The sequence below is a fragment of the Guptibacillus hwajinpoensis genome (assembly GCF_005144865.1).
Taxonomy (GTDB): domain Bacteria; phylum Bacillota; class Bacilli; order Bacillales; family Guptibacillaceae; genus Guptibacillus; species Guptibacillus hwajinpoensis_A.
Genome location: NZ_SWFM01000001.1, coordinates 499,101 through 522,831 on the forward strand (window position 1 = coordinate 499,101; position 23,731 = coordinate 522,831).

At 41.1% G+C, this 23,731-nt stretch carries 24 protein-coding genes; 2 read left to right on the plus strand and 22 right to left on the minus strand.

What is annotated here, in order from left to right; genetic code table 11:
* Positions 1–3,564 (minus strand): chromosome segregation protein SMC, encoded by a 3,564-nt coding sequence (smc, locus tag FBF83_RS02470; protein ID WP_136945549.1) that lies wholly within the window; start codon positions 3,562–3,564, stop codon positions 1–3.
* A 230-nt stretch (positions 3,565–3,794) separates the two neighbouring features.
* Here smc and FBF83_RS02475 point away from each other — a divergent pair, with 230 nt between their 5' ends.
* A complete protein-coding gene (locus FBF83_RS02475) occupies positions 3,795–4,019 on the plus strand; it encodes a DUF1128 domain-containing protein (RefSeq protein ID WP_136945550.1) in 225 nt (74 codons plus the stop codon).
* Between the two features lie 54 nt (positions 4,020–4,073).
* Here the strand turns inward: FBF83_RS02475 and rnc are convergent, their stop codons facing one another.
* The 11 genes from rnc to FBF83_RS02530 all read right to left on the minus strand — a co-directional run bounded on the left by rnc (position 4,074) and on the right by FBF83_RS02530 (position 14,424).
* Positions 4,074–4,865, minus strand: a complete 792-nt coding sequence (rnc, locus tag FBF83_RS02480) for a ribonuclease III (RefSeq protein WP_136945551.1) — start codon at positions 4,863–4,865, stop codon at positions 4,074–4,076.
* Positions 4,866–4,980: 115 nt separating this feature from the next.
* On the minus strand, positions 4,981–5,214 hold the full coding sequence (gene acpP / locus FBF83_RS02485) for an acyl carrier protein (protein ID WP_048309824.1): 234 nt from the start codon (positions 5,212–5,214) through the stop codon (positions 4,981–4,983).
* A 67-nt stretch (positions 5,215–5,281) separates the two neighbouring features.
* A complete protein-coding gene (fabG, locus tag FBF83_RS02490; RefSeq protein WP_136945552.1) occupies positions 5,282–6,022 on the minus strand; it encodes a 3-oxoacyl-[acyl-carrier-protein] reductase in 741 nt (246 codons plus the stop codon).
* A gap of 3 nt (positions 6,023–6,025) precedes the next feature.
* Positions 6,026–6,967 carry an ACP S-malonyltransferase gene (gene fabD / locus FBF83_RS02495; protein WP_136945553.1) on the minus strand — a complete coding sequence of 314 codons (942 nt, stop codon included), beginning with the start codon at positions 6,965–6,967 and terminating at the stop codon, positions 6,026–6,028.
* Positions 6,967–7,962, minus strand: a complete 996-nt coding sequence (plsX, locus tag FBF83_RS02500) for a phosphate acyltransferase PlsX (RefSeq protein ID WP_136946462.1) — start codon at positions 7,960–7,962, stop codon at positions 6,967–6,969. The genes fabD and plsX overlap by 1 nt, the downstream gene beginning before the upstream one ends.
* Positions 7,963–7,979: 17 nt before the next feature.
* On the minus strand, positions 7,980–8,537 hold the full coding sequence (fapR, locus tag FBF83_RS02505) for a transcription factor FapR (RefSeq protein WP_136945554.1): 558 nt from the start codon (positions 8,535–8,537) through the stop codon (positions 7,980–7,982).
* 121 nt (positions 8,538–8,658) lie between these two features.
* On the minus strand, positions 8,659–10,689 hold the full coding sequence (gene recG / locus FBF83_RS02510; protein ID WP_136945555.1) for an ATP-dependent DNA helicase RecG: 2,031 nt from the start codon (positions 10,687–10,689) through the stop codon (positions 8,659–8,661).
* A 10-nt stretch (positions 10,690–10,699) separates the two neighbouring features.
* Positions 10,700–11,587 (minus strand): L-serine ammonia-lyase, iron-sulfur-dependent, subunit alpha, encoded by an 888-nt coding sequence (sdaAA, locus tag FBF83_RS02515; RefSeq protein WP_136945556.1) that lies wholly within the window; start codon positions 11,585–11,587, stop codon positions 10,700–10,702.
* Positions 11,588–11,607: 20 nt separating this feature from the next.
* Positions 11,608–12,270: an L-serine ammonia-lyase, iron-sulfur-dependent subunit beta gene (gene sdaAB, locus FBF83_RS02520; protein WP_136945557.1), complete on the minus strand. Its 663-nt coding sequence runs from the start codon at positions 12,268–12,270 to the stop codon at positions 11,608–11,610.
* Positions 12,271–12,359: 89 nt separating this feature from the next.
* Positions 12,360–14,036, minus strand: coding sequence for a DAK2 domain-containing protein (locus FBF83_RS02525; protein WP_136945558.1), 1,677 nt, complete (start codon positions 14,034–14,036; stop codon positions 12,360–12,362).
* 22 nt (positions 14,037–14,058) lie between these two features.
* Positions 14,059–14,424 (minus strand): Asp23/Gls24 family envelope stress response protein, encoded by a 366-nt coding sequence (locus FBF83_RS02530; RefSeq protein ID WP_136945559.1) that lies wholly within the window; start codon positions 14,422–14,424, stop codon positions 14,059–14,061.
* 298 nt (positions 14,425–14,722) lie between these two features.
* Between FBF83_RS02530 and rpmB the strand changes: the two genes are divergently transcribed.
* A complete protein-coding gene (gene rpmB / locus FBF83_RS02535; RefSeq protein ID WP_136945560.1) occupies positions 14,723–14,911 on the plus strand; it encodes a 50S ribosomal protein L28 in 189 nt (62 codons plus the stop codon).
* Positions 14,912–14,952: 41 nt separating this feature from the next.
* On the opposite strand, the gene spoVM is transcribed toward rpmB, so the two are convergent.
* The 10 genes from spoVM to def form a co-directional block, all read right to left on the minus strand.
* The gene (gene spoVM, locus FBF83_RS02540) at positions 14,953–15,036 is read right to left on the minus strand and encodes a stage V sporulation protein SpoVM (RefSeq protein WP_048309835.1); all 84 of its coding nucleotides are present in this window, start codon (positions 15,034–15,036) and stop codon (positions 14,953–14,955) included.
* 98 nt (positions 15,037–15,134) lie between these two features.
* Positions 15,135–15,797 (minus strand): thiamine diphosphokinase, encoded by a 663-nt coding sequence (locus tag FBF83_RS02545; RefSeq protein ID WP_136945561.1) that lies wholly within the window; start codon positions 15,795–15,797, stop codon positions 15,135–15,137.
* The gene (thiT, locus tag FBF83_RS02550) at positions 15,794–16,345 is read right to left on the minus strand and encodes an energy-coupled thiamine transporter ThiT (RefSeq protein ID WP_136945562.1); all 552 of its coding nucleotides are present in this window, start codon (positions 16,343–16,345) and stop codon (positions 15,794–15,796) included. Before thiT ends, FBF83_RS02545 begins: the two co-directional genes overlap by 4 nt.
* A 113-nt stretch (positions 16,346–16,458) precedes the next feature.
* Positions 16,459–17,106: a ribulose-phosphate 3-epimerase gene (rpe, locus tag FBF83_RS02555; RefSeq protein WP_136945563.1), complete on the minus strand. Its 648-nt coding sequence runs from the start codon at positions 17,104–17,106 to the stop codon at positions 16,459–16,461.
* Position 17,107: 1 nt separating this feature from the next.
* Positions 17,108–17,995, minus strand: coding sequence for a ribosome small subunit-dependent GTPase A (rsgA, locus tag FBF83_RS02560; protein ID WP_136945564.1), 888 nt, complete (start codon positions 17,993–17,995; stop codon positions 17,108–17,110).
* Positions 17,996–18,005: 10 nt separating this feature from the next.
* Positions 18,006–20,030 carry a Stk1 family PASTA domain-containing Ser/Thr kinase gene (gene pknB, locus FBF83_RS02565; protein ID WP_136945565.1) on the minus strand — a complete coding sequence of 675 codons (2,025 nt, stop codon included), beginning with the start codon at positions 20,028–20,030 and terminating at the stop codon, positions 18,006–18,008.
* Entirely contained in the window at positions 20,030–20,782 is a 753-nt protein-coding gene (locus FBF83_RS02570; RefSeq protein WP_136945566.1) for a Stp1/IreP family PP2C-type Ser/Thr phosphatase, read from the minus strand. Before FBF83_RS02570 ends, pknB begins: the two co-directional genes overlap by 1 nt.
* Before the next feature lie 192 nt (positions 20,783–20,974).
* On the minus strand, positions 20,975–22,309 hold the full coding sequence (rsmB, locus tag FBF83_RS02575; RefSeq protein WP_136945567.1) for a 16S rRNA (cytosine(967)-C(5))-methyltransferase RsmB: 1,335 nt from the start codon (positions 22,307–22,309) through the stop codon (positions 20,975–20,977).
* Position 22,310: 1 nt separating this feature from the next.
* On the minus strand, positions 22,311–23,249 hold the full coding sequence (gene fmt / locus FBF83_RS02580) for a methionyl-tRNA formyltransferase (RefSeq protein WP_136945568.1): 939 nt from the start codon (positions 23,247–23,249) through the stop codon (positions 22,311–22,313).
* 2 nt (positions 23,250–23,251) lie between these two features.
* The gene (gene def / locus FBF83_RS02585) at positions 23,252–23,722 is read right to left on the minus strand and encodes a peptide deformylase (RefSeq protein WP_136945569.1); all 471 of its coding nucleotides are present in this window, start codon (positions 23,720–23,722) and stop codon (positions 23,252–23,254) included.
* Between the last annotated feature and the right edge of the window lie 9 nt (positions 23,723–23,731).

Below are 23,731 nucleotides of genomic sequence, written 5' to 3' on the forward strand. Positions count from 1 at the left end.
TTATTGCGATATTAAATGTTTCGATTCTTCCAGTCTAACTGATACGAGTCTTGATACACCCGACTCCTGCATTGTAACCCCATAAAGCACGTCAGACTCTTCCATCGTACCTTTTCTATGAGTAATAACAATAAATTGTGTTTTCTCACTAAACTGTTTTAAATATTTCGCAAATCTGCCAACATTCGCATCATCGAGCGCAGCTTCCACTTCATCTAGTACACAGAAAGGTACAGGGCGTACTTTCAAAATTGAGAAGAGAAGAGCAATTGCAGTAAACGCTCGTTCTCCACCTGAAAGAAGTGCCAAATGTTGAAGCTTTTTCCCTGGTGGTTGCGCTAGAATATCAACACCAGTCGTCAGAAGGTTCTCTGGATCCGTTAAGACAAGATCCGCCTTCCCTCCCCCAAACAACTCTTTAAACACGATTTGGAAATGATAGCGGATTTTTGTAAACGTTTCTTCAAATCGTTTCTTCATTTCCTGATCCATTTCATCAATAACATGATAAAGCGTCTCTTTTGCTTGAAGAAGGTCTGATTGTTGCTCACTGAGGAAGGTAAACCGTTCATTCACGCGATCATATTCATCGATCGCTCCAAGATTCACTGTACCAAGCTCATCGATTTCGATCTTAATAAGTTTAAGCTTTCGTTTCGCTTCATCAGGTTCTACTGTTAAAATATGCTTTTCTTTGGCTGCCTCATACGTTAACTCATATTCTTCACTCAAAATGGCTAATCGATTTTCTAATTCAACATCAAGGCGATTAATTCGCACTTCTACAGCCTGCATGAGACCAGACAATTGCTTTTCTTCAGCTACTAATTTATCGAGGTTACCACTTATTCCTGAGATATCATTCTGCAAAGTAAGTTTCACTTCACGTTCATACTGAAGAGCTGTGAGGAGCTCTTCTTTCTGAGATCGATAGGAGAGAATGTTCTGATCGAGCTTTTCCTCACCATTCGAATTGGAAGACATTGCTTCAGATAAAAGCGTATGCTCTTCAACTGTTTCCTGAAGCTTTTCTATCGTTTCATTTTGCTCTGACGTTAATCGATCAAGCGTCTCCTTTTGGTTCTGGAATGATTGTTGATGTTCAGCTACTTTCACTTTTAACTCAGTAATTTCCTCTTGAATCGTTTCACGAGAAGATTGCTGGGTCTGTTTTTTGGCAGTCAGGTTTTCAATTTTCTCTTCTAACGTCGCTGCCTGCTTCGTGATTGTTTCTAATCGTTCAGAAAGGTAAACGTTTCGATTCTCGTGTGTTTCTTCCTCATCATCGATTGCCTTTTTCTCGCGATCATAAAGTTGAAGTCGCTCATTTGTATTTCGCTCTTCGCCTTCGATAGCTCTTAAGTCACCAAGAAGGGATTGCTCTTGAAGTCTTAGGTTTTCTCCTCGCTCTCGCATAGCATCAAGCTTTTCTTCAAGTTCAGTTAAATGCGCTTTTTCCTGTTTAATTTCCTGCTCTACTACCGTCGTTTTTTGCTGCATATCGGCGAGTTTCTTTTCAAGCACTTCAAGTTCACGCTGACGACTAAGAAGTGAAGAAGATTTTTGCTTAACACTTCCTCCACTCATTGACCCACCTGGGTTAACCACATCACCATCAAGTGTAACGATGCGTGTTCTGTATTGCATTATTTTTGCGAGTTCGTTAGCGCCTTTTAATTCTTTTGCGATAAGAACTGAACCTAGAAGATTCTCAATAACAGCTTCATACTTCGGATCAAATTTAACAAGATCTGAAGCTACGCCTACAAAAGCGTCATGCTGTTTGATTCGCTCGAGATCATATCCAGAAATTTTTCTAGATTTGATAACGGTTAACGGTAGGAAGGTCGCTCGACCTGAACGATTATTCTTCAAGTAGGAGATGGCTTTGCGTCCAGCAGCTTCATCGCGTACAACCACATTCTGCATCGCACCACCTAGAGCAGTTTCTAGTGCTATTTCTACTTCTTTTGGCACTGTAATGAGTTCAGCAATCGCGCCTTCAATACCCTCTAGTTCTTCTCGCGCTTTAAGTACTTCTTTAACGCCCTGGAAGAACCCAGCATAATCATCCTGCATTTCTTCAAGCATTTCTTTCTTTGATTTGTACTGTTGAATATACTGATATGCTTGATAGAGCTTAGATTCTTTTTCACTTAGTGACTTTTTCTTCTCTTCAACATCATGCTTACTTTTGTAAAACCGAGACACGTGTGCTTCAAGTTGTTTCTTTGACTCGGTCAATTCATTTGAAAGATTCTTCTTTTTATCATCCAACTTGCTGCGCTCTTCTATATACTTATGGTTGTCACCGTCTAGCCTTTGTTTCCGTTGATTCAGGATCGACAGTTGATCTTGAAGATAACGATTTTCGTTACGAATCGATGCCTGTTCATTCAGAAGCTCGAAATAATCGGACTTCATACGGTCAAGCTCTAACTCGATATCTTGTTCAATATCAGAAAGAAGGTCTGTTTCTTTTTTCAGCTTACCTTTCAGATCGCCAAGTTCTTTCCTTTGTTGTTCAAATCTTTTACGATGATGGTCTATCTCTTTTTCATAATAACTCTTTTTCTCATTCAAAAAGGTTATTCGTTCTTTCAGATTCGTGCGATTTTGATGTGCATTTTTCTTTCGTTCTTTCAAAACTTCTTTTTTACCTTCGAGCTTCTCAAGGTCTTCACTTGTATCAAGAAGCTTTTGCTGGTACATTTCCAGGTCGCGTTCTGAGGTTTCAAGCTTTACTCTTGCATCGTTAAGCTCGTCCTTTTTCTCTTGAACAGAGGCCGCTAGATCACTCTCTTTGTTCTTTAGTGAGTCAAGCTCTGAAGTTTTCTCTTTCCACGCCTTGTGATACTCTTCAATTTCATGAACAGTGAGCGCAGCTTCAAATTTCTCAAGGTCTTCACGTTTTTGCAAGTAATCCTTTGCAATGGATGCTTGCATTCGAAGCGGCTCTACTTGATCTTCAAGCTCGTAGAGAATGTCCTCTACTCGATGCAGGTTATCTTCAGTTTCTTTCAACCTATTTTCCGCTTTGACTTTCCGCGTTTTGTATTTTAGAACACCTGCCGCTTCTTCAAAGATCTTGCGACGCTCCTCAGACTTACTACTAAGTATTTCCTCTATTCTGCCTTGGCCAATAATGGAAAACGATTCTTTACCAAGTCCTGAGTCCATAAAGAGTTCGATAATATCTTTCAGTCGACACGTCTGGTTATTTAATAAATACTCGCTATCTCCAGAACGATAAACACGTCTTGTCACACTTACTTCGTTATAATCAATTGGTAGGTATTGATTTGTGTTATCTAGGGTTAGTGTTACCTCTGCAAGATTTACAGCTTTCCTTGTATCACTACCTGCGAAAATAATATCTTCCATTTTAGCGCCTCTAAGTGACTTGGCTGATTGTTCACCAAGTACCCATCGAATGGCGTCATTAATATTGCTTTTGCCGCTTCCGTTTGGTCCGACAACTGATGTTACTCCTGGGACAAACTCAACTGAAATACGATCGGCAAATGATTTAAAGCCGACTACATCTAATCGTTTGAGGAACATCATCTTTCCCCCTCATCTGTTTCATCTATGTATGCATATCAAGTGTAATACTTTAACTAACTGTCTTATTTTATCATAAAACAATGCCCTCTACGATACCGAGCTAAGACATGTTACAATAAGGAAAGTCCAAGTGTCTCGGTTATCTTAAGAGTCGCATGGTCTCTACATAACGTAATGACACAATGTGTTATCTAACGTTGAAATGACTTATAAGGCAGGTGGTATTCATGGATCTTTCAATTAAATCAGAAGAAAATCTTGCATTTATGCTTGAAGGTATTAAAGAAAAAATGCAGGTTATCAACGCTGGGATGATTCAGCCAGAATCATTCGATCTATCTTCATATGAAGATATTCATGAAATTTACGTCATGGTGAACAAGAAGGATTCACTTAGCGTTGCTGAAATGCAAGCGTTACTAGCTGAACTCGGTAAAATGCGCGTATCATAATTTAATCCCAGTTGACTCCATTTAATAGTAATGAAAAAGAATCCTGAGCAAGTATCAGGATTCTTTTTCATTGCGTTCTTTTAAATTCAAAAGTGCTTTTTGTGCAGCCATTTGTTCGGCTTCTTTCTTCGAGCGCCCGATACCTACACCAAGATCATTTCCATTCAACATGACTTTTGAAGAAAACTCTCTATTGTGCGCTGGACCTTTTTCGTCGGTAATGACATAATCAATTCCTCCAAGGCCTTCACGTTGAATAACTTCTTGAAGTTGGCTTTTGTAATCCATCACATGAGAAAAAGCACCGGCATTAATCTTTGGATAGACAAACTTCTCAAGAAATTCAAAGACTACTTCAAGACCTCGATCAAGATACAGTGCGCAGACAAATGATTCGAACACATCAGCAAGTAGTGCAGGTCTCATTCTTCCTCCTGTCATTTCCTCACCCTTACCCAAAAGGACAAGATGTCCGAAATTTAAATCGTTCGCGAATTGAACAAGTGATGGTTCACAAACAATTGCAGCCCTGAGTTTTGTTAGTTGACCTTCACTCATGTTCGGATATTTCTCGTATAAGTATCTTGATATTGTGAGCTCAAGTACAGCATCTCCAAGAAATTCAAGACGTTCGTTATCCATTTGCGGATGCAGTCGATGCTCATTCACATAGGATGAATGGGTAAAAGCCTGAAATAGCAGCTGCTCATTTTCGAACGATACACCAATTTCCTCTTGAAATGTAGCGAATTGCGATCTAGTCGCGTCTCCAACCACGAGTTGTCGTGAATGTTTAGGTTTGTAACGTCTTGCTCTCGTTTTTGGTGATTGTTTAGATTTGGACATAGATACCTCCACGACTTATCAATATCATCTTAGTTGATTGAGATTCTCTTTCATGAAAGGGAATAAAGCCCCGGCGAGCGGGGCTTACTCCACAACTTCAGGTTTACCCTGAAGATTATTGATGGCTGTTTATGTAATCAATTACATCGCCAACTGTTACAATTTTCTCAGCATCTTCATCAGAAATTTCAAGATCAAACTCATCTTCAAGTTCCATGACTAATTCCACTACATCAAGGGAATCGGCACCAAGGTCGTCTTTGAAAGAAGCTTCTGGTTTAATCTCAGATTCTTCAACTCCAAGACGATCAACAATAATCTTTGTTACACGCTCTAGTGTATCTGCCATTAGACTCACCTCCCCTCAAGCTATTATAGGATATATAAAGTAAAAAAACTAGACATTGAACGAAAAGTTACATTACCATGCCGCCGTCTATATGAAGCGTTTGGCCTGTAATGTAATTAGCATCATCAGATACAAGGAATTTAGTAGCTTTCGCGATATCTTCAGCAGCTCCTAGTCTTCCAAGAGGAATTTGGCCTTTCATGCCACTTTTTACATCATCCGAAAGTTCATCTGTCATATCTGTTTCAATGAATCCTGGCGCAAGAGCATTCACTGTGATATTACGGCTTGCAAGCTCTTTCGCAGTTGTTTTCGTTAACCCAATAACCCCAGCCTTCGCAGCAACGTAGTTAGCTTGACCAGCATTACCAGCTACACCAACAACTGAAGCTACATTGACGATCCTACCGTAACGTTGCTTCATCATTTGACGAGTTACTGATTTCGTACAGTTAAATACGCCTTTTAAATTGGTGTCAATGACTGCGTCCCATTCTTCTTCCTTCATTCTCATAATAAGATTATCACGTGTAATACCAGCATTATTGACAAGCACTTCAAGGCTACCAAATGTTCCTACAACTTCTTTAATCATACTCTGAACTTCTTCCATACTAGCAACGTTTGCTTTAATCGCTATGGCTTGTCCACCTGCTGCCTTAATCTCTTCAACAACGCTCATCGCTTTCGCTTCACTTCCAGCGTAGTTTACAGCTACATTCATCCCTTGCGCAGCAAGTTCAAGAGCAATTGCTCGTCCAATTCCACGAGAAGCACCTGTAACAAGTGCCGTTTTATTTTCAGCCATTTGTTATTCCTCCCCTAACTTTTCAATTAGTTGATCAAGCTGTTCCGGTGTACTAACTGCATGAACAGATGCACGACGGTTTACCTTTTTTACTAATCCAGATAAGACATTTCCGGGTCCAACTTCAATAAATGTGTCTACTCCAAGATCCATGAGTTTACGTACTGTATCTTCCCATAATACTGGTGAATAAATTTGCTTTAAAAGGTGATCATGAATTTCTTCTGCCGAAGTAGAAGGTTCTGCTGTTACATTTGCGATAACAGGAATCGAAGCATCTTTAATTTCAATACCTTCTAATATGCTTGAAAGTTTATCAGCAGCGGGTTTCATTAAACTAGAATGGAATGGTCCGCTAACTTGCAACGGGATGACCCGTCTTGCTCCTTTTTCTTTCGCAACCTCTGATGCTTTCTCAACGCCTTCTTTAGCACCTGAAATAACAATCTGTCCTGGACTATTTAAGTTAGCAAGTTGAACAGTAGCAGTGGAAGCAGATACATCATCAACAACTTGTTGTAGTGCCTCTCGTTCCATTCCCATGATTGCTGCCATTGCACCTTCACCTGAAGGAACTGCTTCCTCCATATACAATCCACGGTTTCGGACAGCGAAAACAGCATCTGAAAACGAAAGAGCTCCAGAAGCGACAAGGGCCGAGTATTCTCCAAGACTATGTCCTGCTGTGTAGTCTGCTGTTATCCCTTTTTCACGAAGAGCTTCAAGCACAGCAACACTTGCTGTTACAAGAGCAGGCTGTGTATTTTCAGTTCTTGTTAACGTTTCGATCGGGCCATTCATAATAAGTTTGGTTAATTCGTAATCCAATCGGTTGTCTGCTTCAGTAAAAACATCCTTCGATACTGAGTAAGCTTCCATAAAAGCTTGTCCCATACCGACAGCCTGTGAACCCTGTCCTGGAAATAAAAATGCTGTTTTACCCATTATTGATCCCCTTCCTGTTTTAGCGATGTTTGAATAGCTGATACAACATTACCAGTCACCATCATACGCGCCTGTTTAATTGCACTAAAAACAGCACGACCATTGGATGACCCATGTGCTTTAATAACCGGAGCGCGAAGACCGAATAGTCCAGCCCCTCCATATTCTGAGTAATCAAGTTTGTTTTTTAAATTTTTCAATTTAGGTTTCAGAACGCCCGCTGCCATTTTACTCGTCAATGAACTAGTTAGCTCTTCTTTTAACATTTTAAACATTGTAAGAGCTGTTCCCTCAATCGTCTTCAAAACCAGATTTCCTGAAAATCCATCACACACCACAACGTCGGCTTCATTAAACAGAATATCTCGTGATTCGACGTTCCCTACAAAGTTAAGACCGCTATCTTGAAGGAGAGTAAATGCTTCTTTACTTAGTTCATTTCCTTTTCCTTCTTCTGTTCCAATGTTTAAAAGACCAACACGGGGATTGTTTACTCCCCGAACCTTCTCGGCGTAAATGGAACCCATATGGGCATATTGTAGCAAGTGTTCTGGCTTTGCATCCATGTTAGCCCCTACATCAAGCAGAACAAACCCTTTTTCATCAATAGTTGGAAGTGTAGGTGCAAGACCAGGACGATCTATTCCTTCAATGCGACCGATATACAACAGACCAGCTGCCATCAATGCCCCGGTGTTACCAGCAGAAATGGCTGCGTCGGCCCTTCCTTCTTTCACTTCATTCACGGCAAGTACCATTGAAGCTTTTTTCTTTCTTCGGACTGCCTTTACTGGCTGATCTTCCGAGGATATGTATTCTTCTGTGTGTAAAATTGCAATACGATCTTTGTTGCCTTTAAGAAGCGGTTTAAGTTTTTCTTCGTCTCCAACAATGGTAACAGAAAGATCAGAAAAAGCTTCAATCGCTTCGTATACGCCATCAATAATCGAGTGAGGCGCATTGTCGCCGCCCATTGCATCTATCGCAAGTCTCATATTCATTCAACTTCCCTTCAGGATTTAGTGGAGCGATACATAACAAACTCACCAGAAAAGACATTCTCATTGTGAACGAAACTATTAACTTCCACCATTGTTCTGTCCTTACTTTGGTCAGTGACGTTTGCCTTAGCTACCACTCGTTCTCCTTCTTTTACCTGACTTGAAAAGCGTATATTCGCTCTCGCAGTCAGTGCCAGTTCATCATTAATAATTGCAACCGCAAGCGAATTTGCTTGTGCGAATAAATGATGCCCTCTAGCAATCTTATTTCTAGAAAATACGTGCTCAGGTCGAATATCTAGAATCGAAATTGCACTTTCATCCAGCTGCAAATCAATGATTTGTCCAATAACTTCATCAATTGGTAATGCTTTAACTTCATCAAGCTGTTGCTGAGCAACATACTTAATACGCTCTCTTAATTCTGGTATTGAAAGTTCGAGCCGATCCAGTCTTATGGTTTGGATACTCACCTTAAATTTATCTGCGAGTTCTTCATCCGTAATAAATGGCGTACTTTCAATCGTTTCTTTTAGTTGCTTCTGCCGATCCTTTTTACTCCTTTTCATTCACTACCGCCGCCTATCTAGCATTAATAAACGGATAAAGAGGATCATTAGATCCTCTTTATCTCAGTCTTATGACTAGGTCCTAAAAGGTAGTATATACCGAGCTGATTGATTATGCAAGCTAATCAAGCTTCTCTCCGCTCAATACGCCTTGTTCGGTAAGGTAGTTTCTGAGACTACTATATGTGGCATCTTCCCAGAAAGCACTGGAATCAACGAGTGCAGCAGCATCATTTCGCGCCACTTCAAGAACGCGGTAATCATGGACAAGATCTGCCACTTTAAACTCAGGCAAACCACTTTGTTTCCGACCAAAAAAGTCGCCGGGCCCTCGGAGTTCAAGGTCACGCTGGGAAAGGACAAATCCATCGTTGGATTCCGTCATAATTTGCATTCGCTCTTTCCCAACTTCTGATTTAGGATCAGCAAGTAACACACAATAAGATTGTTCACTGCCCCGACCAACCCGACCACGAAGTTGGTGAAGTTGAGCTAGACCAAACCGCTCAGCATCATAAATGACCATAATCGTTGCATTCGGAACGTTTACACCAACTTCTACTACCGTGGTTGACACGAGGAGTTGTACATCGTTTTTACTGAACTCATCCATTACTTCTTCTTTTTCCTCAGAACTTAAGCGCCCATGCATTAACCCAACTTGATAATCAGGAAGAGCGGTTTGCATTTGAAAATGAACGTCGATCGCATTTTGAACATCCAGCTTCTCGGATTCTTCAATTAACGGACAAATAACATAACCCTGCAAACCCTGATCCAATTCCTTTTTCACAAAATCAATGACGCGTGGAAGCATATCTGGCTTCGCCCAGTATGTCTCAATAGGCTTACGACCGGCAGGCATTTCATCAATTGTTGAAACATCCATATCTCCGAATACCGAAATGGCAAGCGTTCTTGGAATTGGAGTTGCTGTCATGTAAAGAACATCAGGACTTAGACCTTTTTCTCTTAAAACTCTTCTCTGCCCAACACCAAAACGGTGCTGTTCATCTGTAATAACGAGTCCAAGGTTTTTAAAGACGACTTCATCCTGAATCAAAGCATGAGTGCCTATTAAAAGATCAACTTCACCATCTGCTAGCCGTCCAAGTATCTCTCGGCGCTTTTTCCCTTTAACAGATCCTGTAAGAAGTTCAACATTCAACCGATCACCAAGAAGATCCTGAAATGATTCATAGTGCTGCTCTGCTAGAATTTCTGTTGGCACCATTAACGCTCCCTGGTGACCCGCAAGATAACTAGCATACAACCCAATGGCCGCAACAACTGTTTTCCCTGAACCAACATCACCTTGAAGTAACCGATTCATTCGATAAGAACTTTCCATATCGTTTAGAATTTCTCCCACAACCCGGTTCTGTGCACCTGTCAGTGGGAATGGAAGGCTTTGAACGAACTCATCAAGCCTCTCTTTCTCATACCGTTGTGCTGCTCCCTGCGTGCTTTCTCGCTCTCTTTTTCTGAAAATCTGCATTTTTAATTGAAATTGAAGCAACTCCTCATAAACAAAGCGCCTTCTTGCCTGTTTAAGCCCCTCATGAGAATCAGGTGAGTGCATCATCACAACAGCGTCTTTCCGTGGCATTAGCTTATATCGTTCAAGCATTTGTGGGGGAAGGTTTTCTTCAATTTGATCCCCAAATTGCTTCAACGCAAGCTGGATGTATCGCTTCATCGCCTTTACTGTCACATCACCACCAACCGGATAAATCGGCTCGATTGTTCCATCTGGATTATGACTTGAGAACGTAATTTCATTGGCAGAGAGCGTCATTTTATGCTGATCCCATTTACCGGTAACTGTCACAAGCTGTCCGAGAGTAAACTGCTTTTTCAAGAATGCACGGTTAAAAAAAACGGCTGTTATGAGGAACTTTCCTACTAACAGCCTTACAGACAAACGTGATTTTTTCTTGCCATAAAAGCGAACGACCGGTTCGCTATGAACTTTGCCCTCTAGGGTTGCGCGTTCTTCATGCTTAACATCCGAAAGATCTTTAAGCTCATAGTCTTCATAGCGAAATGGAAAATATTCAATTAGATCTGTAATTTTGTTTATTCCGATTGATGAGAGAGAGGCGGCCTTTTCATCACCAATCCCTTTTATTTGTGTGATCCGATCGTCCATTGATTCTCACTCATTTCCTATCTAGAGATACTCCAAAGATTTTTGCTTCTAGCTCTCGACCAGTTGGTGTGGCGGCTAGGCCCCCTTGAGCTGTTTCGCGCAATGCGGATGGCATCGTTTGACCAATTTTGTACATTGCATCAATTACTTCATCACATGGGATGCGGCTTGTGATACCTGCAAGTGACATATCAGCTGCTACGAGAGCATTGGATGCGCCCATGGCATTCCGCTTTACGCATGGAACTTCTACAAGACCTGCCACTGGATCACAAACAAGACCGAGCATGTTCTTAAGTGCAATAGCAAATGCGTGAGATGACTGTTCTGGCGTTCCACCCATTAATTCTACAATGGCGGCTGCTGCCATCCCCGTTGCGGAACCCACTTCGGCCTGACATCCACCTGCAGCGCCAGAAATCGATGCATTGTTTGCAACGACAAAACCAAAGGCACCTGAAGTAAATAGATATCTGACCATCTGTTCTTCGGTTGGTTTAACTTTCTCACGAATGGCAAACAAGGTACCAGGAACGACACCTGCAGAACCTGCAGTAGGCGTTGCACAAATAGTCCCCATCGCCGCATTTACTTCATTCGTTGCAATAGCCTTACTAACTGCATCAAGCATCATATGACCCGAAAGAGAGTTTCCAGTTTTCATATAGTTTTGGAGAAGAACTGCATCTCCGCCAGTTAACCCGGAATGAGAGCGAACATCTTCATTAATGCCTCGTTCAACCGCTTGTTCCATTACCTCAAGGTTGTTCTTCATTTGGTTATAAACTTGTTCACGAGTACTCCCTCTAAAATCCATTTCCTGTTCTATCATGATCTCTGAAATCGGCATATTTTTTGATTGAGCAATCTCTACTAATTCTGCTACATTACGAAACATTGCCATTCCTCCTTTATCTTTTAGTCACTTATCTTAGCGACTTGAATGATATTTGGTAAAAGCTCCACTTCATCAAGAACGATTTGTGGAATGTTTTGGTCCACTTCAATTGTCATCAACGCTTCTTTACCTTTTTCTTTTCTCGATACGTTCATATGACCAATGTTGATTTCGTGTTTGGCAAGTGTATTTGATACACCTGCAATCGCTCCAAAGCGATCATTATGTACAACGAGTATAGCTGGACTATTTCCTGAAAGACCTAGCGCAAATCCATTCAACTCTATTACTTCTATTTTGCCACCACCGATTGAAATTCCGACTAATTCGAGCTCCCCCTGATCATCTTTTAAATGAACACGAGCGGTGTTCGGATGATCTGTAATAGCGTCTTCTTCGGTGAATCGAACCTTAATCTTTTTTTCTTTCGCTATTGTAAGCGCATTCACGATTCGCTCATCAAAAGTATCATAATCAAGAACGCCACCGATTAGTGCTACATCAGTACCGTGTCCTTTGTACGTTCTTGCAAAGGAACCGTATAGTGAAATCGTAATGCTTTTTGGTTCACGCCCAAAGAGGTGCCTTGCAACTCGTCCAATTCTTGCTGCTCCAGCAGTATGGGAGCTTGAAGGGCCAATCATGACAGGACCAATAATGTCAAAAACGCTGCGAAACTTCACACTGACTCCACCTTTCTTCAAATGCACTTTATCTTAACAGAAAAAGAAAACCTGGCACATGCCACGTTTCTTTTTCCGTCATTATAAATCTACTCGACTGCTACAATATAAGCATAAACTGGCTGATTTCCTTCATGAAGCTCAACTTCTACATCTTCGTACTGATCTTCAATAAAGTTAACAAGTTCCTCTGCTTCTTTCTGTTCTGCATCTTCACCAAAGATGATCGTTACAATCTCATCATCTTCTGTAATCATTGATTGAAGAAGGGCTTTCGCAACTTCTAATCGACCAGGTTCAGATACGACAATTTTACCATCGGAGATGCCCATGAAATCATCTTTTGCGATTTCAATGCCGTCAATCTTTGTATCTCTTACAGCAAACGTAACTTGACCAGATTTCACAGCAGATAAGCTCTCTTTCATCGCTTCTTCGTTTGCATCTGGTTCAACCGAAGGGTTGAAACCAAGAAGACTCGATATTCCCTGTGGTACTGTTTTGGAAGGAATCACAATCACATTCTCTTCCACGACAGAAGCGGCCTGCTGTGCTGTCATGACAATATTACTGTTATTCGGTAGGATAATAATATTCTCTGCATACACTTCTTCAATCGCTTTAATAATATCTTCAGTACTTGGATTCATCGTCTGTCCACCAGGGATTACATAACTTGCGCCAAGACTTTCAAACAAGGTCGCAATGCCTTCTCCCATTGAGACAGTAATAATTCCGTACTTTTTACGTTCGGCAGCCTTCTCTTTTTTAACAGGAGCAGTTTGTTCCTGCTTAAGAATCGTCGTATGCTGTTCACGCATATTCTCAATTTTAATTTTGATCAAGCTACCGTAATTCTGTGCATACGTCATAATTTCTCCTGGATATTCTGTATGCATATGTACTTTAACGATATCGTCGTCAGACACAACTAATAAAGAGTCCCCATGCTTATCGAGTTCATTACGGAACGCTTCCTCATCATAAGGAGACTTCGCAAGCTTATCACCCTCGAATTGGACCATGAATTCTGTGCAATATCCAAATTCAATATCTTCTGTTTTCATATGTCCTTGGGCACTTTTATGGTGCTCTGCACGAACTAGCTCTTCCATCTTTTCTTCGTCTACAGAAGAATCCGGCGTTTCTTTGCCTTCAAGCACGGCTAAAAACCCTTCATAAATTAGAAGAAGACCTTGTCCACCTGAATCAACTACCCCTACTTCTTTCAAAACAGGGAGAAGGTCTGGTGTACGATTAAGTGATGCTTTTCCTTCTTTTACAACTTCTCGCATCAATTCAACTACGTCTGGCATCTTTTTAGCTGATTTCACAGCTTTTCTGGCCGCATCCTTCGCAACAGTGAGAATGGTACCTTCAACGGGTTTCATAACAGCTTTATATGCTGAATCCACACCATTTTCAAGTGCCGCAGCAAGATCTACTGAAGTAATCTCAGACTTGCCCTCTACTGATTTTGAAAAACCTCTAAATAATTGTGAAAGAATTACACCTGAATTACCGCGTGCTCCCATTAGTAATCCTCTTGCAAAAAGGGAAGCTACTTCTCCCACTTTATCAGAACTACTTGTTTTCACTTCTGTTGCGCCAGAAGTGATGGTTAAATTCATATTCGTTCCTGTATCCCCATCAGGCACAGGGAATACGTTTAACGCATCAACCATTTTAGCGTTCTTTGAAAGATTGTTCGCTCCTTCAAGAACCATATGCGCAAACTTTTTACCGTTAATCTTTTCAATCGTCACAAACTGTTCCTCCTAACTCCACTTAAGGGTTGGTCACCCTGACCCCTTGTACGTAGATGTTTACTGAATCCACTGAAAGTCCAAGCATCTGGTCAAGCTGATACTTTACTTTCGTTTGAACATTATGAGCAACTTCTGAAATTTTCGTTCCGTAGCTCACAATTATATACATATCAATGTTAAGTTCGTCTTCTTCTTCTTTGCGAACGACAATCCCTCTGCTAAAGTTATCTTTCCCCAACAGTTCAGTAATGCCATCTTTCAGTTGCTTCTGAGAAGCCATACCTACGATACCATAACAGTCAATTGCCGCGCCACCTGCAATCGCAGCTACCACTTCCGTCGAAATATCGATTTGTCCATATTGGGTTTTCATTTCAATTGCCATTATATTTCCTCCCTTAGCGATTTGGGTGCTAACTTGTTGTTAAGTCTATCCTAATTCAGCATTCCAGATAAATATTATAAATGAAATAAATTATTTGCAGAGCTAACGTTATTTTACTACAATATTAGTCATAATAAAAGTTCATCCTTTAAAACCACTATTATAGACAGTTTTTACTGTTAAGTTTTTTTCTTGATATCACTTGTTAAACATCTTGCAATCACTAAACCTACGTGATACTATAGTGGAGGATTTATCCTGCACTTTTTGTGCAATGTAGGACAGTAAGGAGGTTGAAATAATGGCTAAATGTGCAATCACTGGAAGAAAGACTACGTTTGGTAACAAGCGTTCTCACGCGTTGAATACAACAAAACGTAAATTTGGTGCTAACCTTCAAAAGGTACGTATCATGGTAGATGGTAAACCAAAGAAGGTTTATGTTTCTGCTCGCGCTCTTAAATCAGGTAAAGTTGAACGCGTATAATAACTAGCAAAAAAGCACCCTTAAGGGTGCTTTTTTTGTTGCTACTCATTCTTTTTGAAAGACCCCAGCACAGCCCTCACAAAACCACCGAGAAACTTTGGTAATTTAATCGTATAGAACTTCATATTTCCCCCTCCTCAGAAAGTCAAAGATGGACCTCCGGATGAACAATATGAGAATATAAGATGCATTACTATTATATTCGCCGAAAATAAAATAGTACCTAAAGCTGCTGTTCGGCGTCCGAACTTCTTACCACCAATAGTATGCCCTCGGTGAATGAATAAGACCCTTTTTCCTTAACCAGTTCGTTACTTATACATAGACTTGAGCCCCATGAAATGGTTTGATTACTTAGAGGATATCTGTATCCATCGAGCGTTAAGCCCTTTACCTCCGGTGTAAATGCGAGAAATGACATATATGGAAAACGCGCATCTTCTTTTACCACAAAAAATCCTGGTTCTTTCATTTCAAGACGGTTTAATCGATCTTCTAAAGCAAGTCTAATATGTGATTTAACACCCTTAATTAACATTTGGACATTCATCCAGCTATGATCAAGTCTTCCTCCCGTTACGCCAAACATCGTAATCGCTTCTGGATTTTCGTTTATGGCCCAATCCAGTGCTATTTCGAGATCCGTGTGGTCTTTCTCAGAAGGATATACCGTAAACGGAAGATCGTGTGATTCCATCCATGCCCTTTCCTTTGAAGTAACAGAATCAAAATCACCAAAACCATGCTCAGGAAGAATACCGTTTTGCAATAGCGTATAGACTCCTCGATCTACGCCAACCCAGCGAACATCTTTTTCTTCAAGCAAGTTTTGCGGAAGATCTTCTACAGGTCCGCCTGCTACAATATATATTTCTTTTGATTTCATTCGTAATGCACCATTTTGGGAGCAGTATTTGAGAGGAGACCAAGTACGATAATAGATACCACTGCTGTTGGTAGTAAATAGGATGCATTATAAAGGAATGAATAAAGAGCTACTGGAGTACCTTCTGGCGCCATATCTCCGAACCAGATAACGCCAGAAATAAAATGACTCACTAATCGAAAGAGAGAGCCCACAACACATCCGACTGCAATCATTGTCAGTCTTTTTCGCTTATTCGTATTTACCGATACATGAAACAATCCAGCTAATCCAACTAGCATAAAGGCAGCAGGATAATCAAGGATGAACTGAATAGGATGGACGTAAAATGGCGCAATTAGAAGAGGCTGTAAAACACCGACTAGTAAACCAGTAATAAGTCCAGGTCCCGCCCCTCGTCGAAAAGCTATGAGGAAAATTGGAACCATAGCAAGCGAAATTGAACCACCATTCGGCCATAAACGTAGCGATAATAAATCAAGAATAACACCGACTGCTGCCATTAAAGCAATTTCAACAAGCAGTACGAGTCTATTATTTTTCTTCATAAAGAGTTAATCCCCCATTACAATCGTCTTCTATATTAATGAATTGACGATTTAGTCTATTCTACGAAGTGTTACTATCCTATAAAAAAACAGCGGGAAGAGCCCCCGCTGTTTTATGAGTGGCGAATCTGATCGATTGCTGCTTTTCGGTCAGATTGATTATAAATGGCTGACCCTGCCACTAATACTGTTGCGCCAGCCTCTATGCATAAACGTGCTGTTTCGGCGTTCACACCACCGTCTACCTCTATTTCAGGTGAGACTCCAAGAGACGCTGCCAACTGCTTCGTTTCTGAGATCTTAGATAGAACTCTCTCGATGAATGCCTGTCCACCAAAGCCTGGATTGACTGTCATTAAAAGAACAAGATCTACATCTTCAATAACATGTTTAATTGCATCTACAGGAGTTCCAGGATTTATTACAACCCCCGCTTTAATGCCTTTACTCTTTATAAGCTGAATCGTACGATGCAAGTGTGGACACGCTTCTGCGTGAACGGTTAGGATATCTGCACCTGCTTCTGCGAATTCCTCAATATACTGATCAGGATTTTCAATCATAAGATGAACGTCTAGCGGAAGCGTTGTAACAGGGCGAAGGGCACGTACGATCGGCGCCCCAATCGTAATGTTCGGCACAAAATGCCCGTCCATAACATCAACATGGATATAATCAGCACCAGCAGCTTCAACATCTTTTACTTCTTCACCTAATCTGGCAAAATCTGATGCCAGAATTGAGGGTGCAATTTTTATCATATTAGTACCTCCGTTTTTGGTCCTTAATCTCTTGAAAGAAAGAAGAATAGTGATCGTAACGGTATGCTTTAATTTCTTCGTTCTCAACCGCTTCTTTCACAGCACAGCCTGGCTCTGCCTGATGAGTACACGCTCTAAATTTGCACTCATTGCTTTTTTCTCTTATCTCAGGGAAATAAAGCCACAAATCATCCGCTTCTATGCCTCTAAAATCTAGAGAACTAAATCCAGGTGTATCAGCGACGAGACCTGATCCAAATGGAATAAGCTCAACATGGCGCGTTGTATGTTTACCACGTCCAAGATGTGTTGAAATATCATTCGTATCAAGTTCAAGTTCTGGCTTAATTGCATTCAAGAGTGAAGATTTTCCAACACCTGACTGTCCTGCAAACACGGTGACTTTCTCCTGAAAATAGGGCTCAATTTCAGCCACGCCTGATAGACTTTGAGCAGAAGAGACAAGCACATCATACCCAATTTCTCTATAGTTCTCTGCATACGCCATGATTTCATTCTCCTCTGAAGCTGAAACGAGATCAATCTTAGAGATGCAGATGATAGCCTTAATATCACTCGCTTCAATATGAACGAGGAATTTATCAAGAAGCTGGGTATTAAAAGTAGGTTGTGTAGCAGAGAAAACAAGAAAAGCTTGATCGACATTTGCAATGGGAGGACGAACTAACTCATTCTCCCGGTCATTAACCTCTAATACATAGCCGTCTGTTTTGTTTTCTGCTTCATAGACAACATAATCTCCAACAAGTGGAGTGATCTTCCGCTTCCGGAAATTCCCTCTTCCCCTGCACTGATAGATTTCTTTGTTCGCTTCATCCTGCACGTAGTAAAAGCCGCTTAACGCTTTAATAATTCTTCCATCTGCCATGTAGGACTCCTTACTCGTTTTTTTCGTTTTTTTGTTTAGCCTGTTCATAGGTAATTGTTTTTGAATCCTTCTTTTTCTCTTTGCCATCGACAAAGACCTTGTAGGATGCTTCTTCACCTGGATAGATGGTTAAGTCAAAGTTGAATTCTTTTGTTTCAGTTATTTTCTCTGAGATTTCTTCACCTTTGGTTGTTGAATCCTTGTATAGAATTTCAATCAGGTGTTCTTTTCCCTCTTTCACATCATACGTGAATGAGTTTGGAACAACAATTGCCTGATCTTCTGGTGATGGCTCAGGTTCTGGTTCTGGCTCTGGCTCTGGTTCCGGTTCTGGCTCTGGTTCAGGTTCAGGCTCCTTCCCCTTTGAAAGGGTAAGCCTAATTTCGTCACCCTCTTCAACCTTAGCTGGCGTTCTAGGTGATTGATCCAGAACGCTTCCTTCATCGATTGAATCACTGTATTCTGGTTCTTCATAAACAATGGTTAAACCTTCTTCACTCGCATAAGCCTCAGCTTCTTCTTTGGTTAGTCCAATAATATCTTCCATGAGAGTTGGTTCAGGTCCGAGGCTATACCAAATAACGATTCGATCTTCGGTAGGAAGAACCATCTTTCCAGCTTCAGGGTTCTGATCGTAAATTTCTCCTTCAGGTTCGTCCCGGTACTCCTCTTCGTATTTCACATTTGTAAAGCCTTGTTTATCTAAAAGTGCTTGCACTTCGTCTTTTGATTTACCAATGAAATCATCAAGTTCTGTCTTTTCAGCTCCCATACTTACATAGATCGTTACTGTGCTATTTTCTTTCACCATAACACCTACGCCAGGGTCTTGACTGATAACGTCATCCTCTTCCACTTCATCATCAAATTGCTCTTCCTTTTTCACATCAAGCTTCTGATCGATAAGCGTGGTTCTTGCTTCTTCATAGGACATACCTTTTACGTCAGGTACTTCAACTTCACTAACATAGAATAAACCTGGTATGAAGACAAAGGCTAAAGCTCCTGCTCCACCAAGAAGAAGTAGAATTAAAAATACGATTGCAGTAATTTTACCTGCCTTTTTTTTCTTTTTCGGCTCTGGCTCAGTTTCTTGTTTCTGGACAGGGCCAAGCGGCTTTAATTCTTGCGTCTTTTCAGAGCGATCAGGTAGTACAGGACCTAAAATTTTGGTTGCTTCATCATCTGTTGACTCTATGGGCTTATCATAAACCTTCGTTGGATCTAGCGCCACTTCCAGTGCGTCAATTAATTCTTGGGCACTTTGAAAACGTTGAGAAGGTTCCTTTGCCATTGCTTTCAAGATGATATTCTCAATATTTTTAGGCAGTGACGTATTAATTAAACTTGGCTTAGGAAAACGATCCTGCAAATGTTTAAGAGCTACAGATACTGGTGAATCCCCTGAGAAAGGAAGAACACCTGTAACCATTTCATAGAAACAAACGCCAAGGGAGTAAATATCAGATCGCTCGTTCGCGAGCCCCCCACGGGCCTGTTCAGGTGAGAAATAATGGACAGAGCCAAGTACGGAATTGGTATGGGTTATCGTAGCTGACGTCATGGCGATTGCGATTCCAAAGTCAGTTACTTTCGCTTCCCCATATTCATTAATCAGTATATTATGAGGTTTAATGTCTCGGTGTATAATGTGATTTTCATGCGCATGGTCGATAGCAGAAGTCATTTGTTTCATAATATCAACAGCTTCTTCTATAGGTAGCGCACCACGGTTACGAATTTTTTGCTTAAGGGTTGCGCCCTCAACGTGTTCCATCACGATATAGTAAATATCTTCTTCTTCTCCAACATCATAAATAGAAACGATATTTGGGTGAGCTAAACTTGTTGCAGACTCCGCTTCCCTACGAAACCGTTTAATAAAATCATCGTCACGTGAGAATTCGGGACGTAGTAATTTAACAGCTACTGTTCGATCAAGGATTAAATCAGTAGCTTTATACACAATCGCCATACCGCCGTCACCGATGATTTCAAGCAGTTTATAACGCCCATTTATGTGCTTTCCTATCATTAGACTTCACTTCCAGAAGAAGATGAGTTTTCAATAATAGCCACTGTGATATTATCTTCTCCGCCTGCTTCATTTGCTAAACGAATAAGTTCAGCCGCTTTTTCCTCAAGCAACTGATCTGAATTCATCACGACTTCAAGTTGTGCATCTGATAATTTATTCGTTAACCCATCTGAACAAAAGAGAGCTGCTTCTTCTTCATCCCATTCAAACGTATGAACATCTACCTTCACATTCAAATCCGTTCCGAGTGCGCGAAGCAACACATTTTTTCTTGGATGATCTTCCGCTTCTTCTTCTGAAAGCTGGCCATTTTTGACTAGCTCATTCACAAGCGAATGATCGCTTGTTTTTTGAGAAAGAGCATTATTCCCGATTAAGTATGCACGGCTATCACCGACATGTGCAATCGTAATAAACTCACTCGTACATACTGCTGCAACAAGTGTTGTTCCCATTCCAGCATACTGTGGTTTTTCTTTAGACAAAGTTAGAATTGTCTCATTTGCTTGTTGAATGGTATGTAGAAGCCATGCTTCCGCTCTTCCCGGGCGAAAGCCAGCTTCCTCTTCTTCCCAACTGAGTTGAAGCGATTCAACAGCTAGCGCACTTGCGACATCACCAGCTTGATGGCCACCCATCCCATCTGCTACAACAACTAAATATTCTCCTAGGCTATTCTGCACTGCATTCGTACTGTCTTCATTGTATGCCCTTACTTGTCCCTGGTCTGTCAATGTTACAGCTTGCATGTGGTCACCCCGTCTCCTCTACAATAAGGACGCGGCGAAGGTCGCTTCCTATGAAGCAACCCGCCAGCGCCGTTTTTTTATACTTGGCTTTTTTAAAAGGTTTGTTGTTTTTGGAAGGGACTTTGTATTAAAACCACACTTCGATGATTGGAGCGGAAATCAACTCCTACCAACAACCTCTACGTAAAAGCCTTATTTTTTAACTAAGCACGCGATATAAAAGCCATCTGTTCCAAAGTAATGTGGCAGAAGTTGAAGTTGTCCACCATCACAATACTCAGATACCTTATCAGGTAACCTGTTCATAAGCGTCTCATCTAGTTTAAATTCAGGGTGGTCTGTCAGGAATTGTTTTACCACTTCCTGGTTTTCCGTCTCTTCTATTGTACACGTACTATAAACCAATTTTCCACCTGGTTTTAAAAGACTTGCCTGAGCATCAAGAATTCCTTTTTGTACACTCGTGATGCGATTAATATCTTCCTCCTGCTTCGACCATTTAATATCAGGTTTTCTGCGAAGAACACCGAATCCTGTACACGGTGCATCAACAAGAATACGATCAAAAGAGTTTGCTTTAAACCGGTCCCCTACATTTCTGCTGTCGAGCGTTTCGGCTTCAATTGCACGCAGATTTAGACGCTGTGCTTGCTTCTTTATTAATTTAACTTTATGCGCATGGAGATCAAGTGAATTCACATGTCCAGATCCGTTTAATCGCTCTGCAATATGAGTTGACTTCCCCCCAGGAGCAGCACAAGCATCGAGAACTTTCTGACCTGGCTCGATTCCAAGCGCTCTCGCCACAAGCATCGAACTTTCATCTTGAATAGTTAGATCACCGCGCTTATACACGCTCGTCTCAAGAAGTTTCCCTTCAAGGACCTTAATCGCATCCACTGAAAGACTTCCTGGAACAGCTTGTACACCTTCTTTTTCAAGATCCTTAATGACTTGATCGATAGATGTTTTTGATACATTTACACGTGCTGTCACATATGGAGCAAGTAAGTTTTCTTCACACATCGCTTCTGTTGCTTCGACACCGAGCTGATCAATCCAGCGTTTCACAAGCCAAAGCGGATGACTTTTCGCGATAGAGATTTGCTCTGCAACGTCTTCGATTTCCTCAGGATCCCTTAGTCCTTTTCGTTGGGTGTTGCGAAGAACGCCATTCACCATTCCACTTATGCCTTTGTGACCACGCTTTTTAGCGATTTCGACAGCTTCATGGATAATTGCACGATCAGGTACACGATCTAGGTAGATCATTTGGTAAAGGGAGAGTTGTAGGAGAGAAATCACCCATGTTTGAATTCTTTTGCGATTTGTTAGGAAATCATCTAAGTAGAAATCAAGTGTCTGCTTACGTTGTATCGTACCGTACACGATTTCAGTTAATAATCCAGTGTCTTTACGGCTGAGCTTGTGCTTCTTAATCGTTTCATTTAATAAAAGGTTACTATAAGCTTGATTTTTATTGATTTTTTCAATTACATCAAGTGCTGCTTCTCTTACATTTGTCATGTTATTCACCAAATCTTTCATTTTTCTCGAATGTACGCCCTTGTAAGTACTGAGCGGATGTCATGCGTTTCTTTCCAGCTGGTTGGATATCAGTCAGTTTAATCGCGGTTCCGTTTCCGGTTGCAACAACAGGACCATCTGAATCTGTGTATAGAACAGTTCCTGGATCTGCATTTGATGTGCTTTCGATCTTTTCACCCCACCAGATCTTCATTACCTTACCTTCGTACTGAGTAAACGCCACTGGCCATGGGTGTAACCCACGAATATGGTTGTAGATTTCTTCGCCAGACTTTGTCCAGTCAATCTTCTCTTGCTCACGCTTAATATTCGGTGCGAAAGTTGCTTTAGCATCATCTTGCTTCACAGGGGTGAGTTCACCCTTCAATAGTTTAGGAAGTGTATCTTTTAATAACTGTGAGCCTGATATACTTAACTTATCATGAAGACTACCCGTGTGGTCATGCTCCTCAATCGGAACGACAGATTGCGTTAAAATATCACCAGCATCTAACTTCTCAACCATATACATAATTGTAATGCCTGTTTCTTTCTTTCCTTGGAGAATGGAGTAATGAATCGGCGCGCCCCCTCGAAGTTCAGGTAGCAGCGAAGCATGAACATTAATACATCCATATTTAGGCGCATCGAGCAGCTGTTTCGGAAGAATTTGTCCAAAAGCTGCCGTAACGATTAAATCAGGCTTTAAATCAAGGATAGGCTGAAGCTGTTCTGGGTCTTTTACTTTCTCCGGCTGCAAAACTGGAAGGCCGTGTCTTTCTGCTGCAACTTTAACTGGAGGAGGTGTCATAACTCTTTTTCTGCCTTTTGGTCGATCCGGCTGAGTAACAACTCCGACAATCACATATCCTTCATCAACTAACATATCAAGCACAGGAACAGAGAAATCAGGCGTTCCCATAAATACAATTTTCGTCATACTTATTCTTCATCTCCCTCTGGATCGATGTAACGAATGACTTTCTCAGTAAAAAGAATGCCATGCAAGTGATCGATTTCATGTTGAATCGCTCTTGCGAAGAAACCTTCTGCTTTTAACTTAAACTCTTTACCAAAGCGATTCTGAGCTTTCAGTGTGATGCGATACGGACGCTCTACCTCACCAAATAACCCAGGAAAACTAAGACAACCCTCTAGATCAACTTCTTTACCTGACGACTTTATTACCTCAGGGTTAATTAGTTCTAGTGCTTCTTCTTCGCGTGTATCCACGACAGCAATTTGTTGATCTATACCAATTTGAGGGGCGGCAAGTCCTACTCCTTCTGCGTCATACATCGTTTCGAACATATCATCAAGCAGTTCATGTAGCGCTTTGTCAAACGTGTCAACTGGCTTACACTCTACTTCAAGCACCTCATTTGGGTGCAGTACTATTTTTCTAATGGCCAACGTTATTCT